Origin of the sequence: Streptomyces sp. NBC_00885, from assembly GCF_045207475.1 — a bacterium.
In the GTDB taxonomy this organism is placed as follows: domain Bacteria; phylum Actinomycetota; class Actinomycetes; order Streptomycetales; family Streptomycetaceae; genus Streptomyces.
In genome coordinates, this window is record NZ_CP108796.1 from 1,487,867 (window position 1) to 1,509,288 (window position 21,422).

At 69.0% G+C, this 21,422-nt stretch carries 22 protein-coding genes and 2 pseudogenes; 7 read left to right on the forward strand and 17 right to left on the reverse strand.

Features of this window, described 5'->3' with window-relative positions:
* The first annotated feature begins 69 nt into the window (after positions 1 to 69).
* Positions 70 to 2,382, forward strand: coding sequence for an ATP-binding protein (locus OHA61_RS06810; protein ID WP_406302232.1), 2,313 nt, complete (start codon positions 70 to 72; stop codon positions 2,380 to 2,382).
* A 413-nt stretch (positions 2,383 to 2,795) separates the two neighbouring features.
* On the opposite strand, the pseudogene OHA61_RS06815 reads toward OHA61_RS06810, so the two are convergent.
* A pseudogene (locus tag OHA61_RS06815) lies at positions 2,796 to 3,288 on the reverse strand (WYL domain-containing protein); the annotation flags it as partial.
* Positions 3,289 to 3,826: 538 nt separating this feature from the next.
* Here OHA61_RS06815 and OHA61_RS06820 point away from each other — a divergent pair.
* On the forward strand, positions 3,827 to 4,270 hold the full coding sequence (locus OHA61_RS06820) for a hypothetical protein (RefSeq protein ID WP_406302233.1): 444 nt from the start codon (positions 3,827 to 3,829) through the stop codon (positions 4,268 to 4,270).
* 299 nt (positions 4,271 to 4,569) lie between these two features.
* On the opposite strand, the gene OHA61_RS06825 is transcribed toward OHA61_RS06820, so the two are convergent.
* Positions 4,570 to 5,151 carry an HD domain-containing protein gene (locus OHA61_RS06825; protein WP_406302234.1) on the reverse strand — a complete coding sequence of 194 codons (582 nt, stop codon included), beginning with the start codon at positions 5,149 to 5,151 and terminating at the stop codon, positions 4,570 to 4,572.
* A 70-nt stretch (positions 5,152 to 5,221) separates the two neighbouring features.
* Between OHA61_RS06825 and OHA61_RS06830 the strand changes: the two genes are divergently transcribed.
* Positions 5,222 to 6,202: a GlxA family transcriptional regulator gene (locus OHA61_RS06830; protein WP_406302235.1), complete on the forward strand. Its 981-nt coding sequence runs from the start codon at positions 5,222 to 5,224 to the stop codon at positions 6,200 to 6,202.
* 30 nt (positions 6,203 to 6,232) lie between these two features.
* Here the strand turns inward: OHA61_RS06830 and OHA61_RS06835 are convergent, their stop codons facing one another.
* The gene (locus tag OHA61_RS06835; protein WP_406302236.1) at positions 6,233 to 6,628 is read right to left on the reverse strand and encodes a calcium-binding protein; all 396 of its coding nucleotides are present in this window, start codon (positions 6,626 to 6,628) and stop codon (positions 6,233 to 6,235) included.
* Between the two features lies 1 nt (position 6,629).
* The gene (locus OHA61_RS06840) at positions 6,630 to 6,920 is read right to left on the reverse strand and encodes a winged helix-turn-helix transcriptional regulator (protein ID WP_406302237.1); all 291 of its coding nucleotides are present in this window, start codon (positions 6,918 to 6,920) and stop codon (positions 6,630 to 6,632) included.
* A gap of 167 nt (positions 6,921 to 7,087) precedes the next feature.
* On the opposite strand from OHA61_RS06840, the gene OHA61_RS06845 reads away from it, so the two are divergent.
* Together OHA61_RS06845 and OHA61_RS06850 are read left to right on the forward strand one after the other, a co-directional pair.
* Positions 7,088 to 7,573: a DUF2975 domain-containing protein gene (locus OHA61_RS06845; RefSeq protein WP_406302238.1), complete on the forward strand. Its 486-nt coding sequence runs from the start codon at positions 7,088 to 7,090 to the stop codon at positions 7,571 to 7,573.
* Positions 7,573 to 7,794: a helix-turn-helix transcriptional regulator gene (locus OHA61_RS06850; protein ID WP_030609318.1), complete on the forward strand. Its 222-nt coding sequence runs from the start codon at positions 7,573 to 7,575 to the stop codon at positions 7,792 to 7,794. The genes OHA61_RS06845 and OHA61_RS06850 overlap by 1 nt, the downstream gene beginning before the upstream one ends.
* 262 nt (positions 7,795 to 8,056) lie before the next feature.
* On the opposite strand, the gene OHA61_RS06855 is transcribed toward OHA61_RS06850, so the two are convergent.
* The 7 genes from OHA61_RS06855 to OHA61_RS06885 all read right to left on the reverse strand — a co-directional run bounded on the left by OHA61_RS06855 (position 8,057) and on the right by OHA61_RS06885 (position 14,992).
* Entirely contained in the window at positions 8,057 to 8,635 is a 579-nt protein-coding gene (locus OHA61_RS06855; protein WP_406302239.1) for a hypothetical protein, read from the reverse strand.
* A 2-nt stretch (positions 8,636 to 8,637) separates the two neighbouring features.
* Positions 8,638 to 9,798 (reverse strand): ROK family glucokinase, encoded by a 1,161-nt coding sequence (locus tag OHA61_RS06860; protein WP_324985326.1) that lies wholly within the window; start codon positions 9,796 to 9,798, stop codon positions 8,638 to 8,640.
* Between the two features lie 317 nt (positions 9,799 to 10,115).
* Entirely contained in the window at positions 10,116 to 10,940 is an 825-nt protein-coding gene (locus OHA61_RS06865) for an ATP-binding cassette domain-containing protein (RefSeq protein ID WP_406302240.1), read from the reverse strand.
* Positions 10,937 to 11,992, reverse strand: coding sequence for an ABC transporter permease (locus tag OHA61_RS06870; protein WP_406302241.1), 1,056 nt, complete (start codon positions 11,990 to 11,992; stop codon positions 10,937 to 10,939). The genes OHA61_RS06865 and OHA61_RS06870 overlap by 4 nt, the downstream gene beginning before the upstream one ends.
* A complete protein-coding gene (locus OHA61_RS06875) occupies positions 11,989 to 13,002 on the reverse strand; it encodes a sugar ABC transporter substrate-binding protein (RefSeq protein WP_406302242.1) in 1,014 nt (337 codons plus the stop codon). The genes OHA61_RS06870 and OHA61_RS06875 overlap by 4 nt, the downstream gene beginning before the upstream one ends.
* Before the next feature lie 128 nt (positions 13,003 to 13,130).
* Positions 13,131 to 14,129, reverse strand: a complete 999-nt coding sequence (locus OHA61_RS06880; protein WP_406302243.1) for a substrate-binding domain-containing protein — start codon at positions 14,127 to 14,129, stop codon at positions 13,131 to 13,133.
* Positions 14,130 to 14,272: 143 nt separating this feature from the next.
* A complete protein-coding gene (locus OHA61_RS06885; protein WP_324985389.1) occupies positions 14,273 to 14,992 on the reverse strand; it encodes a GntR family transcriptional regulator in 720 nt (239 codons plus the stop codon).
* A 155-nt stretch (positions 14,993 to 15,147) separates the two neighbouring features.
* On the opposite strand from OHA61_RS06885, the gene OHA61_RS06890 reads away from it, so the two are divergent.
* Positions 15,148 to 16,152, forward strand: a complete 1,005-nt coding sequence (locus tag OHA61_RS06890) for a Gfo/Idh/MocA family oxidoreductase (RefSeq protein ID WP_406302244.1) — start codon at positions 15,148 to 15,150, stop codon at positions 16,150 to 16,152.
* Positions 16,153 to 16,221: 69 nt separating this feature from the next.
* Here the strand turns inward: OHA61_RS06890 and OHA61_RS06895 are convergent.
* The 3 genes and pseudogenes from OHA61_RS06895 to OHA61_RS06905 all read right to left on the reverse strand — a co-directional run bounded on the left by OHA61_RS06895 (position 16,222) and on the right by OHA61_RS06905 (position 18,942).
* Positions 16,222 to 17,032 (reverse strand): annotated as a pseudogene (locus tag OHA61_RS06895) (cytochrome P450).
* 18 nt (positions 17,033 to 17,050) lie between these two features.
* A complete protein-coding gene (locus tag OHA61_RS06900) occupies positions 17,051 to 17,722 on the reverse strand; it encodes a response regulator (RefSeq protein ID WP_406302245.1) in 672 nt (223 codons plus the stop codon).
* Positions 17,719 to 18,942, reverse strand: coding sequence for a sensor histidine kinase (locus tag OHA61_RS06905; protein WP_406302246.1), 1,224 nt, complete (start codon positions 18,940 to 18,942; stop codon positions 17,719 to 17,721). Before OHA61_RS06905 ends, OHA61_RS06900 begins: the two co-directional genes overlap by 4 nt.
* A gap of 146 nt (positions 18,943 to 19,088) precedes the next feature.
* On the opposite strand from OHA61_RS06905, the gene OHA61_RS06910 reads away from it, so the two are divergent.
* A complete protein-coding gene (locus OHA61_RS06910) occupies positions 19,089 to 19,307 on the forward strand; it encodes a hypothetical protein (RefSeq protein ID WP_406302247.1) in 219 nt (72 codons plus the stop codon).
* Between the two features lie 8 nt (positions 19,308 to 19,315).
* Here the strand turns inward: OHA61_RS06910 and OHA61_RS06915 are convergent, their stop codons facing one another.
* The 3 genes from OHA61_RS06915 to OHA61_RS06925 all read right to left on the reverse strand — a co-directional run bounded on the left by OHA61_RS06915 (position 19,316) and on the right by OHA61_RS06925 (position 21,386).
* The gene (locus OHA61_RS06915; protein ID WP_406302248.1) at positions 19,316 to 19,693 is read right to left on the reverse strand and encodes a hypothetical protein; all 378 of its coding nucleotides are present in this window, start codon (positions 19,691 to 19,693) and stop codon (positions 19,316 to 19,318) included.
* A 137-nt stretch (positions 19,694 to 19,830) separates the two neighbouring features.
* A complete protein-coding gene (locus OHA61_RS06920) occupies positions 19,831 to 20,439 on the reverse strand; it encodes a dihydrofolate reductase family protein (RefSeq protein WP_324985358.1) in 609 nt (202 codons plus the stop codon).
* Between the two features lie 107 nt (positions 20,440 to 20,546).
* Positions 20,547 to 21,386 carry an AIM24 family protein gene (locus OHA61_RS06925; protein WP_406302249.1) on the reverse strand — a complete coding sequence of 280 codons (840 nt, stop codon included), beginning with the start codon at positions 21,384 to 21,386 and terminating at the stop codon, positions 20,547 to 20,549.
* Positions 21,387 to 21,422: the final 36 nt, after the last annotated feature.

Consider the following 21,422-nt stretch of genomic DNA (forward strand, 5'->3'; position numbering starts at 1 on the left):
CCTGCTCTGCCGCATGCAGGCCCCACGCATGTTTTGCACGTCGTACCGGAGATAACTAGTGTGCGGAACATGGGAGGCCATGTGCGGGGGGCGGGAACGCTGCCTGCTCAGACGACCCGGTTCATCGGCCGGCGGCGTGAGCTGTCCCAAGCCAGAACGCTGCTGTCGCGCGGGCGGCTCGTGACCTTGACCGGGCCTGGCGGTATCGGCAAGACCCGGCTGGCATTGCAGCTGGCTGCCGACGTTCGGCGGTCCTTTCCCGACGGAGTGTGGCTGGTGGAGCTGGCTGCGCTGCAGGACGGGCAGGAGCTTGCCCAGACCGTTGCGGTGCGGCTGAGGCTCGGTATCGAGGGGATCAGTGATCCGCTGCCCCGCCTTGTGGAACATGTCGCGGGCCGACGGATGCTGCTGGTGCTGGACAACTGTGAGCATGTGTTGGATGCCAGCGCGGCGCTGGTGGCGACTCTGCTGGCCGCAAGCCCCGAGCTGCAGGTGCTCTCGACAAGCCGTCAGGCACTGACGGTGAGCGGGGAACACATCTTCCCCGTGCCGCCGATGACGCTGTCCAGTTCCGCTGTGCCCGCGGAGCAGAGTGAGGCAGTGACACTCTTCGCCGATCGTGCCGGCGCCGTGCGGCCGGACTATGCGCTCACCTCGGAGAACGCTGCGGTGGCTGAGGACATCTGCCGTCGGCTGGACGGGGTGCCACTGGCCATCGAACTGGCGGCAGCCCAGATGCGGGCACTGTCCGCGCCGCAGATCCTCATGCGTCTCGACGACCGCTTCCGGCTGCTCAGCGTCGGGCCACGCTCCGCCTTGCCGCGTCAACGGACACTGCGTGCGGCGATCGACTGGAGCTACGACCTGTGTACGCACGAGGAGCGCCTGCTGTGGGCGCGGCTGTCAGTACTGTCCGGCGGTTTCGATCTGGAGGCAGCTGAACAGATCTGCTCCGGCGACGGCATTGATCAGCACGATGTTCTCGGCCTGATCACCAGCCTGGTCGACAAGTCCGTGCTGACCTGCGCGGAGCACGGCACGCGGATGCGGTACGGGCTGCTGGACACGCTGCGCCAGTACGGGCGGGAGCAGTTGGCCGCCTCCGGCGAGGAGCACACCCTGCGTGAACGGCACCGGGACTACTACCGACGGGTTGCCGAGCAAGCCGAAAACGAGTGGTTCGGCCCCGACCAGATGGCGTGGTTCACCCGACTGCACATCGAGCATTCCAACCTGCACGCCGCACTCACGTTCACAGTGAACGAGCCCGGCCACGCCCAGGTGGCGATCGGTCTTGCAGCCTCCCTGTGGAGCCACCCGCTCGGCTTCCTCGGCTTCGGATCCTTCAACGAGGGCCGCCGATGGCTCGACCGGGCCCTCGCACTCGATGACGAGCCCAGCGCCCTCCGGGCCAAAGCACTCTTCGTCGACGGACTGCTGGCCGTGTTCCAGGGAGACATCCGCTCCGCAAGGGCGCGGCTCCAGGAGTGCCAGGCCATGGCAGCCGCCGGCGGAGAGCACCCGGACTTGTCCCGGGCGACGGTGACTCTCGCGGGGCTCGTGGCCCTGTTCCAAGCAGATTTCCCCCGGGCCATTGTGATGCTGGATGAAGCATTCACCCGGCATGAGGCCGCCGGGGACGCCGGAAGTGCCGCCATCACTGCGTGCATGCTCACGAGCGCCTGTGTGAATCTCGACGACCCGGCTGCCACCCTGCACGCCGAGCGCTTCCTCGCTCTGTGTGAGGCCCATGGCGCCGCCTGGTCGTCCACTCATGCGCAGTGGGCCATGGGCCTGGACCTCTATCGCCGCGGGCTGCATCAGCAGGCAGCCACCCTGGTGCAGGGCGGCCTGAGGGACAAGCCCTTGCCCTACGACCAGTGTGGAGTGGCTCAGTGCCTGGAGGTACTGGGATGGTGCGCGGTCGCCGCCGGACGCGATGAACGTGCCGCAATGCTGATGGGTGCGGCAGACGCAGCGTGGCAGGTGGCTGGATCCATGCTCACCGGACTCGGCCACCTGCAGACCGGCCACCAAAGGGTCGAGGCGCACCTGCGCAAGGAGATGGACGCCGCAGTATTCGCCGCAGCCACCCAAGCAGGCCGAGCACTGACCCTCGAACAGGCCGTCGCCTACGCACTGCAGGACGCCTCTGTCGCCGATGCACCCCCGCCCGTACAGGAGGCGTCATCGCCCCTGACCCGCCGCGAAGGCCAAGTCGCCGACTTGGTCGCCGAAGGCATGACCAACAAAGAGATTGCGGCAAGGCTGACCATTTCACGACGCACCGCCGAAGGGCACGTTGACCATATCCTGACCAAGATGGGCTTCACCTCACGCGCTCAGATCGCGGCCTGGGCGACCAGGAACCAGACATCATGACGGCGCCGTCTCAAGGCAGTTCTGTCCCAGCGGCGCGGAATCACCGCCTCCGCCGCGGATCCGTCGCAACCTTCACGCCCTTCAAACAGGCGTGAGGCCGGTATTGTTTCCCGGCCTCGCTCTCTTCAAGCCTGGCTGCTCATTGCCTCTTACTGATTGCTGATTGTGAAGACAGCATGTTTGTCAGTACCGATGGTTCCGCGAGAAGCTCTCAGGGTGGAGCCGTGAGCGTAGTCCACCCACACGTACTTCCCGTTCGCATTGCTCCACATGACCGCCGTGACACCGTCGCGCTGTTGCAGCGTGAAAGTACGCATCCGGGTAGGCACTTGTCCGCCCTCGAGGTTGCCCGCGGCCTCACTACCGGTGGATTGCTCTGGCCGGTCGTCCCGGCCGGTCGGCGCCGTGGGTGTTCACGTCTCAACAGCATGAGGAGCACCCGCAGTTGACCAGGGTCTGGTGAGGCCGGCCACCACCGGCCGGGTCAGCCCGTCGGGGCCCCAAATGCCCAAGGTGGCGTCGGCGGCCCACCAGGTGACGGTGTGTCCGTCGCGGAAGGTGCGGGTGATGGGTGTCCAGTCGCCGGCCCGGCGGGGACCGTGCCAGGCCAGTTCGAGGGCGGCATCCACGGGGGTGTGGGCATGGTCCCCGCAGGTCCACGGCGCCGCGCCTGCAGGATCTAATGAGAGGGGACAGTTGCGTCGGGTCGCCTCGCCAGGCGGGAAGTCGGGTGTGGATCTGCTCGGCCGTCCCCTGGACCCGCAGGGTTACGTCATGCTGGAACGGAGCTGTGGCGAGCCCGGCCAGTACGCGCTTCGCCTGATCAAGCCGGGCGGGTGGTTCGAACGAGCCGGGTAGGGTCCTCACCCCGATGATGCGATCCAGCCGAAATGTCCGGTCCTCGCCGCGCGGTGGCCTCGGGAGCGTGGCGGCGACCCGGGTCGCGAACGGCAGCCGGTCGACGCTCGAGGGCCGCCGCGACGGCGCCGGCGTCCAATGCTCTTCGCGCGGCGGCGCACCGCACGGCGGCCGATGCGGGCGTGGTCATCGTCAGCCTCGCATTCGGGGTGCGGAATCAGGGCGGGCCGCCGCCAGAGCGATGTACGGCGGCCGTGAATACGGTTAAAGCCGTGCCGACGCACGGTAGGTTTCACCAGCGGCAGCTTTCGACCTGCGTCTTCGCGTTGGAATGGCGCGCCGCAGTCGTCACCGGATCGGCACGTTACCTGTCACCGGCTGTGGGATCGGCAGTGCAACTGCCACCGGACACGCCATTGAAGGCACCGAATGAGGTGGTCGAACGACGGGGCGAATCCGCTGTACTCCTGAAGGGTGACACAGAGCTTTTCCGACCTTTGTCGCGTACTGGCGGGGAAGGGATTCGTCAGCCCAATGGATCGACGGCATCCCGCGCGGGCGCCGCACGTCAGAAGTGGAGTCAGCTGTGGCGCCTGTACCGAACGGCCTCTACATGATCGCCCGTCCCGGCGAGCAACTGCTCACGATGGAGGGAGGGTCGTCGGAGCCCAAGACCCCCGTTGTGCTGCTGCCGCCCACTGGCAACCCCGGCGAGCAGGAATGGCAGTTGGAGGAACTCAGCAACGGCAACTGCACGATCCGCAATCTCAGGAGCGAAACCTACCTGTCCTTCGACGGCGACCCGGAGCTGAACAAGCCGGTCGTCGGATACCCCGAGCCCCGCGAGTGGGCGCTCTACCAGAGCGCGCAACCGCACACCTTCCACGTCGTCGTCCCTGGAGGCCCCGTCGACGGCCAGGAGCTGGCCCTGGATCTCAGCCTGCTGAGGATCTTCCCGCCCCGCACCGCCCTGAGGCCACTCGACGTCGACGACCGACGCCAGGCATTCACCTTCCAGTTCATGGAGTAGAAGCGTGAACCGGGTGCCCGGGCCGGCCGTTGACCCGGGCACCGCCCCGAAAAGGGAGCCCGGCTCACTACGGCCGCTTGCCGGGTGACACCAAGCCTGCTCAGGGCGGCCACCAGATCCATGTCGAGGACAGCGATGCCGGGCAGGGAGGCCAGATGCTCGGCCGTGCCAGGCCGGGCGCGATCGGCTTCGACTTCAATGACGCCGCCGCCGTCGGGCCGTCGACTCCGGTCACGACCGATCGAAACGCCCGGCCCTCGGCCGACTCGTGTGTACCGTCGGCTTGCTTCTGGCTCTGGTCAGCCGCCGGTTTGTCTGAGCAGTTCAGCCGCGATGGAGAAGGGCGGCGCCGCATTGGGAGACTTTCGGGCGTGCTTGACGATGGCCGCCTGGAGCGAGCGGTCATCAGGCGACCGCGGGTAGGCGAGACGCACGGGCTCCTGCAGCTCGGGGGAAAGCTCGGTGAAGCGGCCACCGTCGGTGAAGACGCCCTTGTGGGTCAGGTAGGTCAGCAGGCCCATGCGGTCGGCGAGGCCGAGCGAGCTGTGCAGGGCGATGGCTTCCCAGACCCGGCTGATGTCGTCGTCAGGGACCCCGTGCTCAGCCAGCAGCTTTGCGGCGAGGTCCGCACCTTCGACCTCGAATCGGGCATTGCCCTCGGCAAGCGTCCCCAGCCCGAGGTCGTGCATGACCGTGGCTGCGAACAGCAGGCCCTCGTCGTATGCCGCATCGGTCAGCAGGCCTTCTTGCTGAGCAGTCAGCCGTGCGAAGTAGAAACTGCGCAGGCTGTGTTGGGCAATCTGCTTGTCCACCGTCTCGTACAGGATCGCGAGGGCTGCGTCGGCGATGTCGCCAGTTGGTACGACCAGAGGATCGTTCATGGTCCGAACGTAAGCTGCGCCGCCGTCCACAAACAGTGGCCCGAGGGCCTTCCTCCGCTACAATTGGGCCATGATCTCCAATGAGGTGGCCGTGCCCCTGCGCCATCACGTTGTCGTACTGAGCCTGCCCGGCGTGCTGCCGCTTGAGCTAGGCATCGCGGCGCAGATCTTCTCGATGGACCCGAACTACGAGCTGACGGTTGCCACGTATGAGCAGGTCGTGCCCGTGGCCCGCTCAGGGTTCTCCGTCACCGGGGCAGCCGGCCTTGATGCGCTCGAAAAAGCAGACACTGTCATCGTCCCGGGATACGACGACGTTGACGCCGACGTCCCGAGCGCGGCCCTGGCCGCTCTCCGCGCGGCGCACGGCCGCGGCGCACGAATCGTGTCCATCTGCTCCGGAGCGTTCGCCTTGGCGGCGGCAGGTCTTCTCGACGGAAGGCCCGCCACGACCCATTGGCAGGTGTCTGACCAGCTTCAGAGGCGCTACCCAGGCATCGAGGTCCAGCCGAACCGCATGTTCGTCGACGACGGCGACATCCTCACGTCGGCAGGCGTGACCGCCGGAATCGATCTGTGTCTCCACCTCATCCGGATTGACCACGGAGCCGCCGCCTCGAACGCAAGGGCGCGGCTCCTGGTGGCGCCGCCCCAACGACCCGGCGGCCAGGCGCAATACATTGACCAGCTCCGCAGCCGGCCGAGCAGCCAGGAACTCGCCACCGTACGGGACTGGATGCTCGACAACATGGCAGCGACGATTACCGTCGACGATCTCGCCGCACGTGCCCACATGGCTCGGCGCACCCTGGTCCGCCGCTTTCGCAACGAGACCGGGACTTCACCCATGGCATGGCTGACCGACGCACGCATCGACCGCGCGCGCGAACTACTGGAAGCCACCACGGAACCCATCGAGCGGATCGGGCGACTGACCGGACTCGGGAACCCGGCGTCTGTGCGCGCAGCCTTCCACAGACGTGTCGGGACCTCGCCCCAGGAGTACCGCGCTCTGTTTCGGCAGAAGGCTGAAGCGGACGTGACCGTCTGAACGTTGCGTAGTCGCAGCCCGGCGATGCGCTTACTGAAGGTTGCAGGAGGTACGGGTTTCCACGCCGAGGTATACGTCGTTGCCGTCGCCGCCGTTGCCGGTATCGGTGCCGCTGCCGCCGTTGAGGGTGTCATCCCCCGGATCTCCGACCAGTTGGTCATCGCCGCCCTGACCGGAGATCAGATCGTCGCCCTCGTTGCCGTGGATGGTGTCGTCGCCGTCGTCGGGATTCATCCCGCAACTGGTCGCGGTCCCGACGGCGGCGAAAGTGCCGGTGCCGCCGCAGATCGTGTCGCCCAGGTCAGTGCCGGCAGTCAGGCCGGCACCGGTAATGGTGTCGCCGAAGCCGCCACCGGCGATGCTGTCGGCTCCGGGCCCACCGTTCAGACTTCCGTCACTTGGCGGCTCGTCAGGGTGGTGCCGCACGCTATCCCGGGCTGCGCGGCGACAGCCGCTGTGTGATCCGGTCGAACAGCTCCGTCAGCGGCTCGCCGACCTCTCGGCCGAACTCGGTCAGCCCGTAGGTGACCTGGGGCGGCGGCGTCGGCTTGACCTCCCGCCAGACCAGGCCGTCCTGGACCAGCGCGCGCAGGGTCTGGGCGAGCATCTTCTCGCTGATGCCCTGGATGCAGCGGGCGACGATGTCGTGGTGGGCGGGGTCGGCGGCGAGATTGCGCGTCTCGTCCGGGTCCTCGGGTGACGTCCGATTTATGCTCAAGCGAGGCCGGGATCGACAAGATCAAGACGGTTCGGGCAACCGCCATGCCATGAGAAGCGGCGGTGTCCCGCCACCGTGCGAAACCGCCGCCCACCCTCCGTCCCAGCCCTTGTTTCACCTATCGAATCTCGATAGGTTCCCATCGCAACTCGATGGAAGGACGGGCCATGGGAAAGCTGACAGTGCGTGCGCTGCGCGCCGTGCTCGTGGTGGTGCTCGCCGGCACCGTGTTCGTACAGGCATTGATGGTGTGGGCGTTGGCCACCGACCCCGAGGACGGGTCGCTCCCGCTGACCCCGCTGCGCGTGATCACGATCCTGGGCATGGCGTCGGCCCAGGTCGCCCTGGTCTGCGTATGGCGGCTGGTATCGATGGTGCGACGCGGAACCGTGTTCTCCCACGCCGCCTTCCGGTACGTGGACGGCGTGATCGGCGCGATCGTGGCGGCTGCCCTCCTGTGGTTCGCGGTCACGGCCGTCAATGCGCCGGGCCAGCGGGAGGACCCGGGCGTCACCGTCATCATGGGCGGGGTCGGCGTGGCCATCCTGGGGGTCGCGCTCATCGTGCTCGTGCTGCGGATGCTGCTCGCCCAGGCCGTCGCGCGCGACGTCGAAGCGGCGCAGATGCAGGCCGAGTTGGACGAGGTGATCTGATGCCGATCACCGTCGACATCGACGTGATGCTGGCCAGGCGGAAGATGTCCGTGGGCGAGCTCGCGGACCGCGTAGGGATCACGCCCGCCAACCTGGCGGTACTCAAGAACGGCCGCGCCAAGGCGGTGCGCTTCGCGACGCTCGCCGCGCTCTGCGAGGTGCTCAAGTGCCAGCCGGGCGACCTGCTGCGCTGGGAGGCCGAGGACGCCGCGGGCGGATGACGTGCCCCAGGGCGGGCATGAAAGCGCCTGGCACCACCGGCCCGTGACACGGTACGTGGACCGCATGGACGTCGATCGCCGATCACCCGCAGCACCGTCCCGCTCCCCGGACGGTCGTTATGACCTGTGCCAGGTGGTCCCGAGGGAGGGACTCGAGGACGAGTACGGGTGCGTGACCGCCGATCCGGTACCGCAGGGTCTTCGGGAGCGTCCGCGTCGCGCTCACCCGCTCCATGTCAATGACTGGAAGCCCGGCCTCCGGTCAGGGGGTCGCTGTCGAGACAACAAAGACCATGGGGCGGGAACTGTCGGTCAGATCGACGGTGATGTCCTGGGAGGGACGGGGGTCCTTCTGCACATGGCTGGTGCCCGCCCACTCGCCCTCGCTCGCGCCGAAGTGCCAGGCGACGGTCTCGGCGTCACGCGCGCCGATGCTGACCTTGCCGGCGTCGAGCTGCGCGCGGCTCGTGCCGACGCCTTTGAGGAACTGGTCGAGCCCGGCGGCGGTCGTACGGAACTGCACGTACAGCCTGCTGGTCTTCCAGTTGCTCGTCTCGTAGTACGCGACCCGCGTGGAATTCTCCGGGATCGGCACCTCGAAGACGCGGCGCTTCATCTGGGAGGGCCAGGTGTTGCGCAGGCCGGTGGCCGAGGACTCCGACTCCTTGTCCCGCCCGCTGTCACGACTCTGCTCCGCGGAGATCACCAGATAGCCGGCCGGGATGCCGACGAGGAGCACGATGGTGATCGCCGTCAGCCAGCGACGGAGCACCATGTGGCGGTGGTTCTCAGGGGGGCGGACGCTCTCGTCCGTTGCGGTGGACTGGCGGGGCACGGTCATGACTACGGTTCCTGGGTGGGGCGGGTGGTGCCGGAGTTGCGGATGGCCTGCGCGTAGCGTTCGTAACGCTCGTGGCGCTCCACACGGCGCCGGTTGGCCCGGCGGAAACGGCGGGCCACGAGCCGCGCGAGGTCGGCCGCACCGACCATACCTGCCTCCGGGCCGAGCTGGGCCTTGACGATGCGTGCCTCGGGGCGGTAGCCGCGGCCCGTGAGGTGACGGCGGAAGGCGTCCCGGGCGGGGCCGATGAGCAAATCGTCGGCCGCGCTGACACCGCCGCCGATGACGAAGCAGGACGGGTCGAGGGCGGCCGCGAGATTGGCGATGCCGATGCCGAGCCACTGGCCGATGTCCTGGAAGAGCTCGATGCACATGGCGTCGCCCTCGCGGGCAAGCTCGGTGATGACCGGACCGGTGATCTCGGGGATGTTGCCGCCGACGCGCTCGATGAGGCCGTGCGCGACCGGGGAGTCGGCGGCGGCGAGCTCGCGGGCCTCGCGCACCAGCGCGTTGCCCGAGCTGTACTGCTCCCAGCAGCCGCGGTTGCCGCAGGGGCAGCGGTGGCCGCCGGGAACGACCTGCATATGGCCGAATTCGCCGGCGACGCCGTACTTGCCGCGCTTGACCCGGCCGTCCTCCAGGATCGCGCCGCCGATACCCGTACCGAGGGTGATCATGACCAGGTGGTCCTCGCCGCGGCCGGCGCCGAAGCGCCACTCGGCCCAGGCGGCGGTGTTGGCGTCGTTGTCGACCAGGACAGGGACGGCGAGCCGGGCCGAGAGGGCGTCGCGCAGGGGTTCGTTGCGCCAGGCGAGATGGGGTGCGAAGAGAACCTTGGAACGGTCGGCGTCGACCCAGCCCGCCGCGCCGATGCCCACCGCGTGCACGTCGTGCCGGTCGGACAGGTCGAGGACCAGCTCGCAGATGGTGTCCTCGACGACCTTGGGGCTCTTGGACTTGTGCGGCGTCTCCGTACGGACCTTCTCCAGGATCACGCCGTCGGCGTCGACGACACCCGCCATCACCTTCGTGCCGCCGATGTCGATGCCGACGGTGGGGACGCGCGGCGCGGTCAGATGCGAGCGCCGCTCGCGGGTGCCGACGGTCTTCAGGACGGTGGCTCGGGCGGAGCCGCGGTGCGCGAAGTCGCGGTAGGTGCTCATGTCCCTGCGGGGTCTCGGGGGCGGGGCCGGTGGCTGTCATGTCCCCGGCGGTGGGCAGCGCCCACCGGGGCCGATTCTGCCATCCGGCGGGGCGGGGCGCCGTTTCCTGGAGGGCGGTGCCGCTGCGCGGGGCTGCCCCTACCCGCCCCTTCCCGAACTGGGGGCAGGCCCCCAGCCCCCCGACGGGGCTTCGCCCCGGACCCCGTATGCGACCTTCGGCCGCATGTCCTCAAACGCCGGACGGGCTGGATATGCGGCCAAGCCGCACCTTCAGCCCCGCCGGCGTTTGAGGCGCGGGGTCCGGGGCGGAGCCCCGGTCAATCACCGTCCGCGTCCTTCACCGGGTGGCCCCCCAGATGCGTCGGCACCGGCGCCCTCTCCAGCTCGTGCCTCAGGTCCTCCAGCTCGCTCCCGCCCGCCATCTGGCGCGTCAGCTCGTCCAGCGTCACCGAGCTCTTCGTGTGGCTGGCGGACATCGTGCCCCGCTTGAGCAGGATGAAGCGGTCACCGACCAGATACGCGTGGTGCGGGTTGTGGGTGATCAGCACCACACCCAGCCCCGCATCCCGCGCGGCGGCCACATATTTCAGCACCACGCCGGACTGCTTCACGCCGAGCGCCGCGGTCGGCTCGTCCAGGACCAGGACCTTCGCGCCGAAGTACACGGCCCGGGCGATCGCCACGCACTGCCGCTCGCCGCCCGAGAGCGTGCCGATGGGCTGGTCGACATCGCGCAGGTCGATGCCCATGCGCAGCAGCTCGGACCGGGTCGTCTCGCGCATCTGCTCGACGTCGAGGCGCTTGAAGGGACCGACACCCTTCGTCGGCTCGGAGCCGAGGAAGAAGTTCCGCCAGACCGGCATCAGCGGTACGACGGCGAGGTCCTGGTAGACCGTGGCGATACCGCGGTCCAGCGCCTCGCGCGGGCTGGTCAGGCTCGCCTGCTCGCCGTCGATGAGGAAGGTTCCGGCGTCGTGCTGGTGCAGACCCGCGATGATCTTGATCAGCGTGGACTTGCCCGCGCCGTTGTCGCCGAGTACGCAGGAGATCTCCCCGCCGTGCACCTCCAGCGAGACGCCCTCCAGGGCGCGGATGTTGCCGTAGTACTTACTGACGTTGTCGAGCTCGACGAGGGCCGTCATTTGCTTGCCTCCGCACGCTTGCGGACCCATGCGTTGAGCAGGGTGGCGAGAAGGAGCATCGCTCCGAGGAAGAACTTGAACCAGTCCGGGTTCCACTCCGCGTACACGATGCCCTTGCTGGTCATGCCGAAGATGAACGCACCGACCGCCGAGCCGATCGCCGAGCCGTAGCCGCCGGTGATCAGGCAGCCGCCGATGACGGCCGCGATGATGTACGTCAGCTCGTTGCCGACGCCTTCGCCGGACTGCACCACGTCGAAGGAGAACAGCAGATGCTGGCCGGAGACCCAGGCGGCGAAGGCGACGCCCATGTACAGGCCGATCTTGGTCCTGTTGACCGGGACGCCGACCGCGCGGGCCGCGTCCGCGCCGCCGCCGACCGCGAAGATCCAGTTGCCGAAGCGGGTACGCAGCAGGATCCACGTGGCCAGGGCGACCAGCGCGAACCACCACAGGATGGTGACCTTGAGGGTGACGTCCCCGAGGGTGAGCTGCGAGGCGAAGAGCTTCTTCGCGGAGCTGAAGCCCTCCATGTCGGCGATGGACTTCGTGGAGACCGTGCCGCTGATCAGCTTGGTGAAGCCGAGGTTGAGGCCGGTCAGCATCAGGAACGTGCCGAGCGTGATGATGAAGCTGGGCAGTTTCGTACGGGTCAGCATGAAGCCGTTGAAGACCCCGATGGCCAGCGTGACCAGCAGCGAGACAAGGACGCCGACCCAGACGTTCGCCGTCATCTGGTAGCTGAACATTGAGGAGATCAGCGCGGAGCTGGTCACCAGGACACCGGCCGACAGGTCGAACTCGCCGCCGATCATCAGCAGCGCGACCGGTACGGCCATGATGCCGAGGGTCGATGCCGCGTACAGGACGGTGGACAGGCTGGACGCCTGGAGGAACGAGTCCGAGACGATCGAGAAGAAGATGAAGACCGCGACGGCGCCGACGACCGAGCCCAGTTCGGGTCTGCCCATCAGCTTGCGCAGGGGCGAGGTGCGCAGCAGCCGCTCGTCGCTCTTCTGTGGTGGTGTGGCAGTTGGTGCGGTCGCACTCATCGTGTCCCCCGCTCTGTGTATTCCTGCAGCTCGGCGGCGTCGGTCTTGGTGATGATCTGAGGTCCGGTCAGGACGGGCCGCCCGCCGCCGAGCACGTTGGCGTTGTACCTGTAGAGCCACAGCAGATCCACGGCCTGGTACCCCTGGAGATAGGGCTGCTGGTCGACGGCGAAGCCGAGCGTCTGGGCCTTCAGTTCGGCGGCCACCTTGGCGTTGAGGTCGAAGGTGTCGACCTCGGCCGTGCTCCCGGCGGTCTTCTTCGCCTGGACGGCGGCGTCCGCGAACGGTGCGCCCAGCGTGACAACCGCGTCGATGGAGCGGTCGGCCTGAAGCTTGGCCTCGATGGACGCCTGGACGTCGGGCATGTTGGTGCCGTCGACGTAGAGGTTCTGCAGCTCGCCGCCGAAGGTCTTCTTCGCGCCCGCGCAGCGCTGTTCATGGCCGACGTTGCCCTGCTCGTGGAGCACGCACAGGGCCTTCTTGCGGCCGCGCTTGTCGAGTTCGTCGCCGACGGCCTCGCCGGCGACGGACTCGTCCTGCCCGATGTGGGTGAGCGCGCCGTACGCCTTGGACTGCTCGGAGCCCGAGTTGACGGTGATGACGGGGATACCGGCCTTCTCGGCCTTGGCGACGACGTCCTTCATCGCGTCGGGCTTGGCGAGCGAGACGATCAGTCCGTCGACCTTCTTGTCGATGGCCGCCTGGACGAGCTGGGCCTGCTGCTGGCCCTCGTCGTTGTGCGAGTAGAGGAAGTTGATGTTGTCCTTGACGGCGGCCTGCTCCGCGCCGCTCTGGACGATGTCCCAGAAGGTGTCGCCGTCGCCGGAGTGGGTGACCATCGCGAAGGTCCAGCGAGGGGTGGTGACCGCGGCCTTGCCGGCCGCGGCCTGCGCCTTGCGGGCGTCGGCCGCGCGCTTGCCGCCGGTGCTGCTGCATCCCGCGAGTGAGGCTCCGAGTACCGCCGCCAGCACCGCGCCGAGCGCGCGTACCCCTGTCCTTGTCCTAGCCACGACGCCGTGCCCTTCTTGCCGAACTCGCTGTGCTTCTCGGTGCGGCCGGGGGGCGTGGTCACGCGCCCCGGCCGCCCAAGTATGTGTCACAGCAGGTCGGAGGGTTGGCACCGGGTATACCGCGTACGTCATCGGGTTCCGTCGGCGGTGAGCTTCTCCAGCGCGGGCACATCCTTCTCGGTGACCAGCGCGGGACCGGTGAGGATCGGCTTGCCGCCGCCGATCACATTGCCGTTGACCTTGTTGAGCCACAGCTCGTCGATGGCGAGATAGCCCTGGAGGTAGGGCTGCTGGTCCACGGCGAAGCCGATCTGCTTGGCCTTGAGCTGCTTGACCACTTCGGCGTTGAGGTCGAAGGTGTTGACCTCGGCGCCGGAGCCCGCGCCGTCCTTGGCCTTGACCGCGGCGGCCGCGATGGGGGCGCCGAGGGCGACGACGGCGTCGATGTCCTTGCCCGCCTGGAGTTTGGCCTCGATGGACGAGGTGGTCGCGGGTGTGTTGGTGCCGTCGACGTTGAGGTTCTCGACCGTGCCCTTGAAGGTCTTCTTCACACCGGCGCAGCGCGCTTCGAGCGAGACGTTGCCCTGCTCGTGGATGACGCAGACGGCCTTCTTCTTGCCGCGCTTGTTGAGTTCCTCGCCGATGGCCTCGCCCGCGACGGACTCGTCCTGCCCGATGTGGCTGAGCGCGCCGAGCGACTTGGAGAACTCGGCGCCGGAGTTGATCGTGACGACGGGTATGCCTGCCGCGACGGCCTTCTTGACGACGTCCTGGACTGCTTCCGGCTTGGCGAGGGTCACGATGATGCCGTCGACCTTCTGGTCGATGGCGGCCTGCACGAGCTGGGCCTGCTCCTTGCCCTCCTTGTTGGCCGAGTAGAGGAATTCGACGTTGTCCTTGCGGGCGGCCACCTTGGCGCCGCTCTGGACGATGTCCCAGAAGGTGTCGCCCTCGCCGGAGTGCGTCACCATCGCGATCTTCAGGCGTCCGGTGGCGGCGGGAACGCCTCCTCCACCGTCCTTGGAGGGGCTGTCCTTGGCCTCCTTGCCGCCGGAACTACTGCATCCGGCGACAACGACCAGGGCACTTGCGGCGAGCAGGGCTGCTGCCGTGCGGGTGGTACGCATGGTGGGTCCGCCTTCTCTCCCGGCCGCCCGATTGCGGCTGGGTGAGTTTTTACGGGTGCCACGCGACCCCGTCAAGACTTTGTCCGAACATTCTTACGCGAAGGACATTCTTACGTGACCTGCCCCGGGCCTCCTCGGGGCCGTCAGGGACGCACGAGGAGCTGGAACTCGAAGGCGTAGCGCGAGGCCCGGTAGATGTGCGAGCCGAACTCGACAGCGCGGCCGGTGTCGTCGAAGGTGGTGCGCTCCATCGTGAGCAGCGGAGCCCCGGTCGCCTCGGTGAGCAGCTCGGCCTCGAGCTCGGTGGCGGCCCGCGCCCCGACCGACTGCCGGGCGCTGTGCAGGGTGATCCCCGCGGATCGCATCATCCGGTACAGGCCGGTTGCCTCGAGCCGCTCGGTGTCGCAGTCGAAGAGGCCCGCGGGCAGGTGGTTGCGCAGCCTGGCCATGGGCTCGCCGTGGGCAAACCGCAGCCGCTCGATCAGCTGCACGTCGCTGCCCTCCGCCACCCCGAGAGCGGCCGCGACCTCGGCACTCGCCGGTTCGACGGCATTGCGCAGCACGATGGTGGCCGGGCGCTGGCCGGCCGCCTCCAGGTCGTCGTAGAGGCTGCTGAGCTCCAGCGGGCGCTTGACCTGGCTGTGTACCACCTGGGTGCCGACGCCTCGGCGGCGCACCAGCAGCCCTTTGTCGACGAGGGACTGGATGGCCTGGCGGACGGTCGGTCGGGACAGACCGAGCCGGTTGGCCAGCTCTATCTCGTTGCCGAGCAGGCTGCCGGGAGTGAGGGTTCCTCTCTCGATGGCGGATTCCAGCTGCTGCGACAGCTGGAAGTAGAGCGGGACCGGGCTGGTGCGGTCCACGCTCAGCTGGAGCGACAGGGACGGGTCCGTCACGTGTCTGGGCTGCTTGGGCACGGGGTGAGCGTAGTCGCACGGAATGTTGACGGGAAGTCGTGAAGTTCGGTTGTCAGGACAAAGTCTTGACATGGCGACCGGCCCGCCGCCACCTTTGGGCCATGCGCATCGGATTGATCGGAACGGGACGTATCGGCACTTTCCACGCGGGCGTGCTCAGCCGCCACCGGGAGGTGGGTTCACTGGTCGTGGCGGATACCGACGCGGCGCGGGCGGCCGAGGTCGCCGAGCGCACCGGGTCCACCGCCGCGCCCAGCGCGAACGAGATCTTCAAGTGGGGCGTTGACGCCGTCGTGATCGCCTCCGCCACCGCCGCACACGCCGACCTCATCGCCCGGGCCGCCCGCGCCGGGCTGCCCACCTTCTGCGAGAAGCCCATCGCCCTGGATCTGCCGGGCACGCTCGGCGCCCTGCGCGAGGTCGAGACCGCGGGCACCCAGCTCCAGCTGGGCTTCATGCGCCGCTTCGACGCGGGGTACACCAGGGCGCGCGAGCTGGTGCACTCGGGACGGCTCGGCCGGCTGCACACCGTACGGGCCATCACCTCCGACCCGGCGCCGCCGCCCGCCGCGTATCTGCCGCTCTCCGGTGGCCTGTACCGGGACTGCCTGGTCCATGACTTCGACATCCTGCGCTGGGTGACCGGCCGGGAGGTCGTCGAGGTGTACGCCACCGGCTCCGACGGGGGCCCCTCGATGTTCCGCGACGCGGGCGACGTCGACACCGCGGCCGCGGTGCTGACCCTGGACGACGGCACGCTGGCCACGGCTACGGCCACCCGGTGCAACGGCGCGGGTTACGACGTACGCATGGAACTCGCCGGTGAGCTCGACCAGGTCGCGGTGGGCCTCGACGACCGTACGCCGATCACCTCGACCGAGCCGCAGGGCCCGCCGCCCGCCACCAAGCCGTGGCCCGGCTTCCTGGAGCGCTTCGCCCCCGCGTACGAGGCGGAGCTGGACACCTTCGTCCGGATGGTCGAGGGCGAGGCCGAGAACCCCTGCGACGGCCGCGAGGCGCTGACGGCGCTGCGGATCGCGGAGGCGTGCGAGCTGTCCCGCCGCGAGCACCGGCCGGTCCGGCTGGAGGAGATCCCTGCGGACTGAGCGCACCCCGGCCGACTGGGGGCGGCGGTGAGACCGGGGCCGAGCCCGCGGCCGGGGCCCGGCCGCGGGCTACCAGCTCACCGGCAGCCGCCGCACGCCGCGCATCAGCAGGCCGGGCAGCCAGTCGAGCGGGCCGCCCAAGGGGTCCAGCGCCAGGTCCGGGCAGCGTTCGAGGAGGGTGCGGATCGCGATGCGGGCCTCCATCCGGGCCAGCGGCGCCCCGAGGCAGAAGTGGATGCCGTGCCCGAAAGCGAGATGGCCCCGGGTGTCCCGCCGGATGTCGAAGCTGTCCGGGTCCGGATAGCGGAACGGGTCGCGGTCGCCCGCGGCGAGGCCGACCAGCACCGTCGCGCCGGCCGGGATCACCCGGTCCCCGACCGGGACCGGCTCGGCGGCGAAGCGGGCTGTGGCGTTCTCCACGGGGCCGTCGTAGCGCAGCATCTCCTCGACCGCACCGTCCAGGAGTCCGAAGTCCGCGCGCAGGGCGGCCAGTTGGTCGGGGTGGGTGAGCAGGGCCCGTACGCCGTTGGAGATGAGATTGACCGTCGTCTCATGGCCGGCGATCAGCAACAGATAGGCGAGCGCGCGCAGTTCGGCCGCCGAGACGCAGCCTGCTGTGGTCCGGCGGGTCTAGGACCAGCAGATTCGGTCCGATGACCTCCTCGTCCAGCATCATCGCGCCTACCGTGGCGGGCGACTTGGACAGGCGCGGGTCGGCGAGCGCGGCACGCGCCTCCTCGTGACCGACGATCAGCCAGAACTGCTCGCCGCCCGCCATCCGCACCTCGTGGACGGGGCCCGACTCGCGCAGCCGCGCGTAGTACGGATACGGATTCGAGATGAACTCCGCTCCGTACTCCCCCAGATCAACGATTGTCATCGCGCCAGCGTACGTCCGCTACACCGGCTCGTCCTCCTCGAGCAGGCCCGCGTCGTGCGCCAACAGCGCGATCTGGACACGGTTGTTCAGGTCCAGCTTGGCCAGAATGCGCGAGACGTGCGTCTTGACGGTCGGCACGCTCATATAGAGGGTCGCGGCGATCTCGGCGTTGGACCTGCCGCGGCCGACGGCGACGGCCACCTCCCGTTCGCGGTCGGCGAGCGAGGCCATCCGCTCGGCGGCGGACTTCTTGCGGGTGCCGGCGGTGCGGTCGGCGACCTGTGTCATCAACTGGCGGGTGACGGCCGGTGAGAGCACCGGATCGCCCGCCGCCACCCGCCGTACCGCGGCGACGATCTCGGCGGGCGCGGTGTCCTTCAGGACGAAGCCGGCGGCTCCCGCCCGCAGCGCCCGCAGCACCTGCTCGTCCGCGTGGAAGGTGGTGAGGACGACGACTTCGGGAGCATCGGGGCGGCGGCGCAGTTCCTCGGTGGCGGTGAGGCCGTCCATCCTCGGCATCCGGATGTCCATCAGCACCACATCTGGCGCGAGCCGGTCGACGAGTGCCGCGACCTCGGAGCCGTCGGCCCCCTCCCCCACGATCTCGAGGTCGTCGGCTCCGCCGAACATGAAGGCGAGTCCCGCGCGGACGAGAGGGTCGTCATCGACGACGAGCAACCGGATAGTCATGCGGCCCACGGTAGCCAGGCCCGGACGCGGAAACCGCCGTCGTCCGTTGCTCCGTGTGCGAGCCTGCCGCCCGCGAGCGTGGCGCGTTCGGTCAGACCGATCAGACCCTGACCGGAGCCCGGGACCTTCCCGACCTCGCCGACCGGGGCGGGATTGGCTACGTCCACGGTCAGGCCATGGCCCTGCCGGCCGCTGACGAGGACGGTGACCTCGGCGCCCGGTGCGTGTTTGCGGGCGTTGGTCAGGCACTCCTGGGCGATGCGGAAGACGGTGCGGCCGGTGGCGGGAGGGACGGCGGCCGAGTCGGTGATGCGGTTGTCGAGGGTGACCTTCATGCCCGCCTGCCTGGACTCGGCGACCAGGGCGTCGAGGGTGGCGAGCGTGGGCTGCGGCCGGTCGGCGCCCTCTCCCTCGCCGGGGGCCCGCAGTACGCCGATGATCTCGCGCAGATCCTGCAGCGCCTCGTGGGCACTGTCGCGAATCACTCCGGCGGCCCGGGCGACCTCGGCAGGGGGCGCGTCCGGCCGGAATTCGAGTCCGCCCGCGTGCACGCTCAGCAGGGTAAGGCGGTGGGCGAGCACATCGTGCATCTCGCGGGCGATGGCCTCGCGGGCGAGCCGCTGGGCGTGCTCGGCCCGCAGCTCGGCCTCGCTCTCGGCCCGCCGGGCGCGCTCGCGCAGGGCGACGACGAGCTGGCGCTGGGCGCGTACGAGCATGCCCCAGCCGGTCACCAGAAGGATCAGGATCACGCCGGTGAGGAGCGAGGCCAGGAACGACATGCCCGGATCGGGGCGTACGAGCGCCGCGGCCGCCGAACCCGCGACGGCCAGGGCCCCGACGACGGCGACGGGCTTGAAGGGGCGGTGCACGGCGAGGCTGAACAGGCTCACCAGCAACGCCCCTCCCGCGACCGGAGACACCACGCTCACGACGAGCAGGGTGAGCGCGAGCCCGAGCGGCGCGCGGCGTCTGACCCACAGTGCGCAGCAGGCGAGCACGCCCACCATCTGGTCGGCGAAGACGACCAGTTCGGAGTTGCCTGCCTGCCGGCTCGCCTCGGAAGCCAGGATGCCGATGAGCGCGGCGATGATGAAGGCGAAGGTGTCAACGACCCAGTCGCGTACGGTACGGCGCGGCCTGGCCCGGGTCCGGTCGCCGGGCAGGTCGGCGTCCTGCGACATGGCCGAGGGCAGCAGCCAGGGGTATTCCGTGCGCGTCATATCGACAAAGCTACGCAGGCGGGAGCGGTGATGCCGCCTCGCGGCGGCGGGTAGCTACCAAAGTCGCGCAGGCTCAGACTTTCGGCTCCCGCGAGGCATCCGGAGGGCGGACGCGACGGCCCCGCGTCCCGGACCACGATCGGCGTATGAAAAAGATTCTCGAAGCCATCGGCATGGTGCTGCTGATCGCGGGTGCCTGCGGGGTGTTGCGCGAGCTGACCGGCTGGTTCCGTTTCATGGGCTTCACGCGCTTTATCACGGACTACGTCGGCTTCCTGCACGGCCGGGAGATCTTCGCGAACGTGGTGATCGGCGTGGTCGGCTTCGCGGTGCTGATGATCGCGGACCAGTACAGGAAGGCTTAGCCGGCGGCTCAGGCGGCCCGTTCGGCAGCCTCGGTCAGCCGGGTCACCTCGGCGAGGTGTTCGGCCATACGGTTGCTGACGCTGGCGCTTGTGAAGAGCACGGCACCCACGACGGAGACGGGCACCGAGAGGCCGAGGACGCCGAGGAGTTCGGGCCAGTCCCGTTCGGCGGTGCACCTGTTCTCGCCGTGGCCCTCGTTGGCCGTGGATCGGTCCGTGAAGAGCCGGGCCTCGCAGTCGGACTGGTACCCCGCGTCGTACGGCGTGAGCAGCAGAACGCCGAACCACACCCACAGCAGCGCGGCGAGCGACAGGAGGCCGAATCCCCACGCCTGGGTGCGCTTGGCACGGGCGCGGAACTCTATGTCGTACGTCAGTGATCGCATGGCGCACGAACCTAGCAATCCGCGGTATCGGCCGCGCGGAGGCCCCGCGCCGTGCCCGCCGGGACCAGAGTCCGCGCCCAACAGAGCTGCCGCGCCCAGGGGTTCGCCCCCGATCGCTCCACGTGTACTGGGCTTGCCTAGTAGCTGCCGTACTCGGGGCGGCCCGCCAGCTCGTACGTGTGGATGGCCACGCCCGCGCCGGTGACCCGGGACGCGGTGTGCCGGAAGGCGGTCGGGACGGCGCCGCTGGCGAACAGCTTGCGGCCCGTGCCCAGGACGACGGGGAAGGTGAGCAGATGGAGCTTGTCGATCAGATCGTGCGCCATCAGGTGGTGGGCGAGGGCTCCGCTTCCGTGGACCTGGAGCTCGCCGTCCGTGCGCTCCTTGAGTGCGGTGACCTCCTTGACGAGGTCGCCGTGGATGATGGTGCTGTTTTCCCAGTCGGCCTTTTCCAGCTTGGTCGAAGCGACGTACTTCGGCAGGGAGTTGAGCTTCGAGGCGACAGGATCGGCGGGGTCGGTCACCTTGGGCCAGTAGCCCGCGAAGATCTCGTACGTGCGGCGGCCGAGCAGGAAGGCGCCCGCCTGGTCGAAGACCTCGTTGATGAAACGGCCGAAGTCCTCGTCCCCGTACGGCACGGACCAGCCGCCCAGCGCGAAGCCGCCGCTGGTGTCCTCTTCAGGCCCTCCGGGGGCCTGCATCACACCGTCGAGGGTGACGAAACTGGTGATCGAGAGCTGAGCCATGACAGGTTCCTCTTTCGGGGTGCTCGGGACTGCGGTGTTCCGGTCATCAGCTGAGACCCCCCTCGTACCAGGAAATCATCGGTCGGCCCGGCGCGCCTCGGCACGTGCTAGCCGGCGTCCGTGGAGAAAAGCCCGCCGGTCGGTCCCTGCTTGTCGCCGCCCTGGGCCTTCCTGAGGGCGTTGGCGAGACCCTCGATGGTCAGCGACTGGAGGATCACCCGCCCATGGCCCTCCAGGGTGGCCAGGGAGAGGCCCTCGCCGCCGAAGACGGCGTTCATCAGGCCCTGGCGGTTGAGGCCGCCGATGCGCTGGACGCCGTAGCGGATGCCCTCCTCGAAGGCGACGATGCAGCCGGTGTCGACCTCGATACGGCCGCCGAAGTCGGCGGGATCGAGGTCGATGAAATTGCCCGCGCCGCAGATGATGACCGTGCCGCGCCCGGTGAACTTCTCCAGGATGAAGCCCTCGCCGCCGCTGCGGCCTGTCTTGCCGCCCTGGAAGGCGATGCCGAACTCGACAGTGGACTCGGCGGCCACGAAGGCGTCCTTCTCCGCCATCCACGCGCGCGTGCCGTCGAGTTCGAGGGCCCGCATCTCGCCGGGCAGCACACCCGCGAAGCCCACGGTGCCCTCGCCGCCGGTGGAGGTGAAGTACTGGAAGGCGAGGGACTCACCGGCGAGGGCGCGCTGGCCGGCCTGCATGGCGGTGCCCATGGCCTGGCGCAGCATTCCGCCCATGCCGCCGGAGCCGGAACCGGAGCCGGAGCCGGAGCCGCCGGCGGGCTGGCCGCCTCCGCCTCCGCCGGGGCCGGACAGCCGGGTCTCCATCGCCACGTTGGCCGTCTTGAACAGGAACTTCCCGGCCTCGCAGTAGACGGTCTGGCCCGGCTGGAGGGAGACGACCGCCATCTGCATGGCGCTGCCGACGATCTCTTGCTGAAGGGTCACACGGTGATTCAACGTCGGTTTGGCGCGGGGGCGGAG

What these genes read in the sequence shown, in the direction of transcription:
- OHA61_RS06810 (WP_406302232.1), top strand. Translation starts at nt 70, where the DNA reads ATGGGAGGCCATGTGCGGGGGGCGGGAACGCTGCCTGCTCAGACGACC.
- OHA61_RS06825 (WP_406302234.1), bottom strand. Translation starts at nt 5,151, where the DNA reads ATGAACGATCCTCTGGTCGTACCAACTGGCGACATCGCCGACGCAGCC.
- OHA61_RS06830 (WP_406302235.1), top strand. Translation starts at nt 5,222, where the DNA reads ATGATCTCCAATGAGGTGGCCGTGCCCCTGCGCCATCACGTTGTCGTA.
- OHA61_RS06845 (WP_406302238.1), top strand. Translation starts at nt 7,088, where the DNA reads ATGGGAAAGCTGACAGTGCGTGCGCTGCGCGCCGTGCTCGTGGTGGTG.
- OHA61_RS06850 (WP_030609318.1), top strand. Translation starts at nt 7,573, where the DNA reads ATGCCGATCACCGTCGACATCGACGTGATGCTGGCCAGGCGGAAGATG.
- OHA61_RS06855 (WP_406302239.1), bottom strand. Translation starts at nt 8,635, where the DNA reads ATGACCGTGCCCCGCCAGTCCACCGCAACGGACGAGAGCGTCCGCCCC.
- OHA61_RS06860 (WP_324985326.1), bottom strand. Translation starts at nt 9,798, where the DNA reads ATGAGCACCTACCGCGACTTCGCGCACCGCGGCTCCGCCCGAGCCACC.
- OHA61_RS06865 (WP_406302240.1), bottom strand. Translation starts at nt 10,940, where the DNA reads ATGACGGCCCTCGTCGAGCTCGACAACGTCAGTAAGTACTACGGCAAC.
- OHA61_RS06870 (WP_406302241.1), bottom strand. Translation starts at nt 11,992, where the DNA reads ATGAGTGCGACCGCACCAACTGCCACACCACCACAGAAGAGCGACGAG.
- OHA61_RS06880 (WP_406302243.1), bottom strand. Translation starts at nt 14,129, where the DNA reads ATGCGTACCACCCGCACGGCAGCAGCCCTGCTCGCCGCAAGTGCCCTG.
- OHA61_RS06890 (WP_406302244.1), top strand. Translation starts at nt 15,148, where the DNA reads ATGCGCATCGGATTGATCGGAACGGGACGTATCGGCACTTTCCACGCG.
- OHA61_RS06900 (WP_406302245.1), bottom strand. Translation starts at nt 17,722, where the DNA reads ATGACTATCCGGTTGCTCGTCGTCGATGACGACCCTCTCGTCCGCGCG.
- OHA61_RS06905 (WP_406302246.1), bottom strand. Translation starts at nt 18,942, where the DNA reads ATGACGCGCACGGAATACCCCTGGCTGCTGCCCTCGGCCATGTCGCAG.
- OHA61_RS06910 (WP_406302247.1), top strand. Translation starts at nt 19,089, where the DNA reads ATGAAAAAGATTCTCGAAGCCATCGGCATGGTGCTGCTGATCGCGGGT.
- OHA61_RS06915 (WP_406302248.1), bottom strand. Translation starts at nt 19,693, where the DNA reads ATGCGATCACTGACGTACGACATAGAGTTCCGCGCCCGTGCCAAGCGC.
- OHA61_RS06920 (WP_324985358.1), bottom strand. Translation starts at nt 20,439, where the DNA reads ATGGCTCAGCTCTCGATCACCAGTTTCGTCACCCTCGACGGTGTGATG.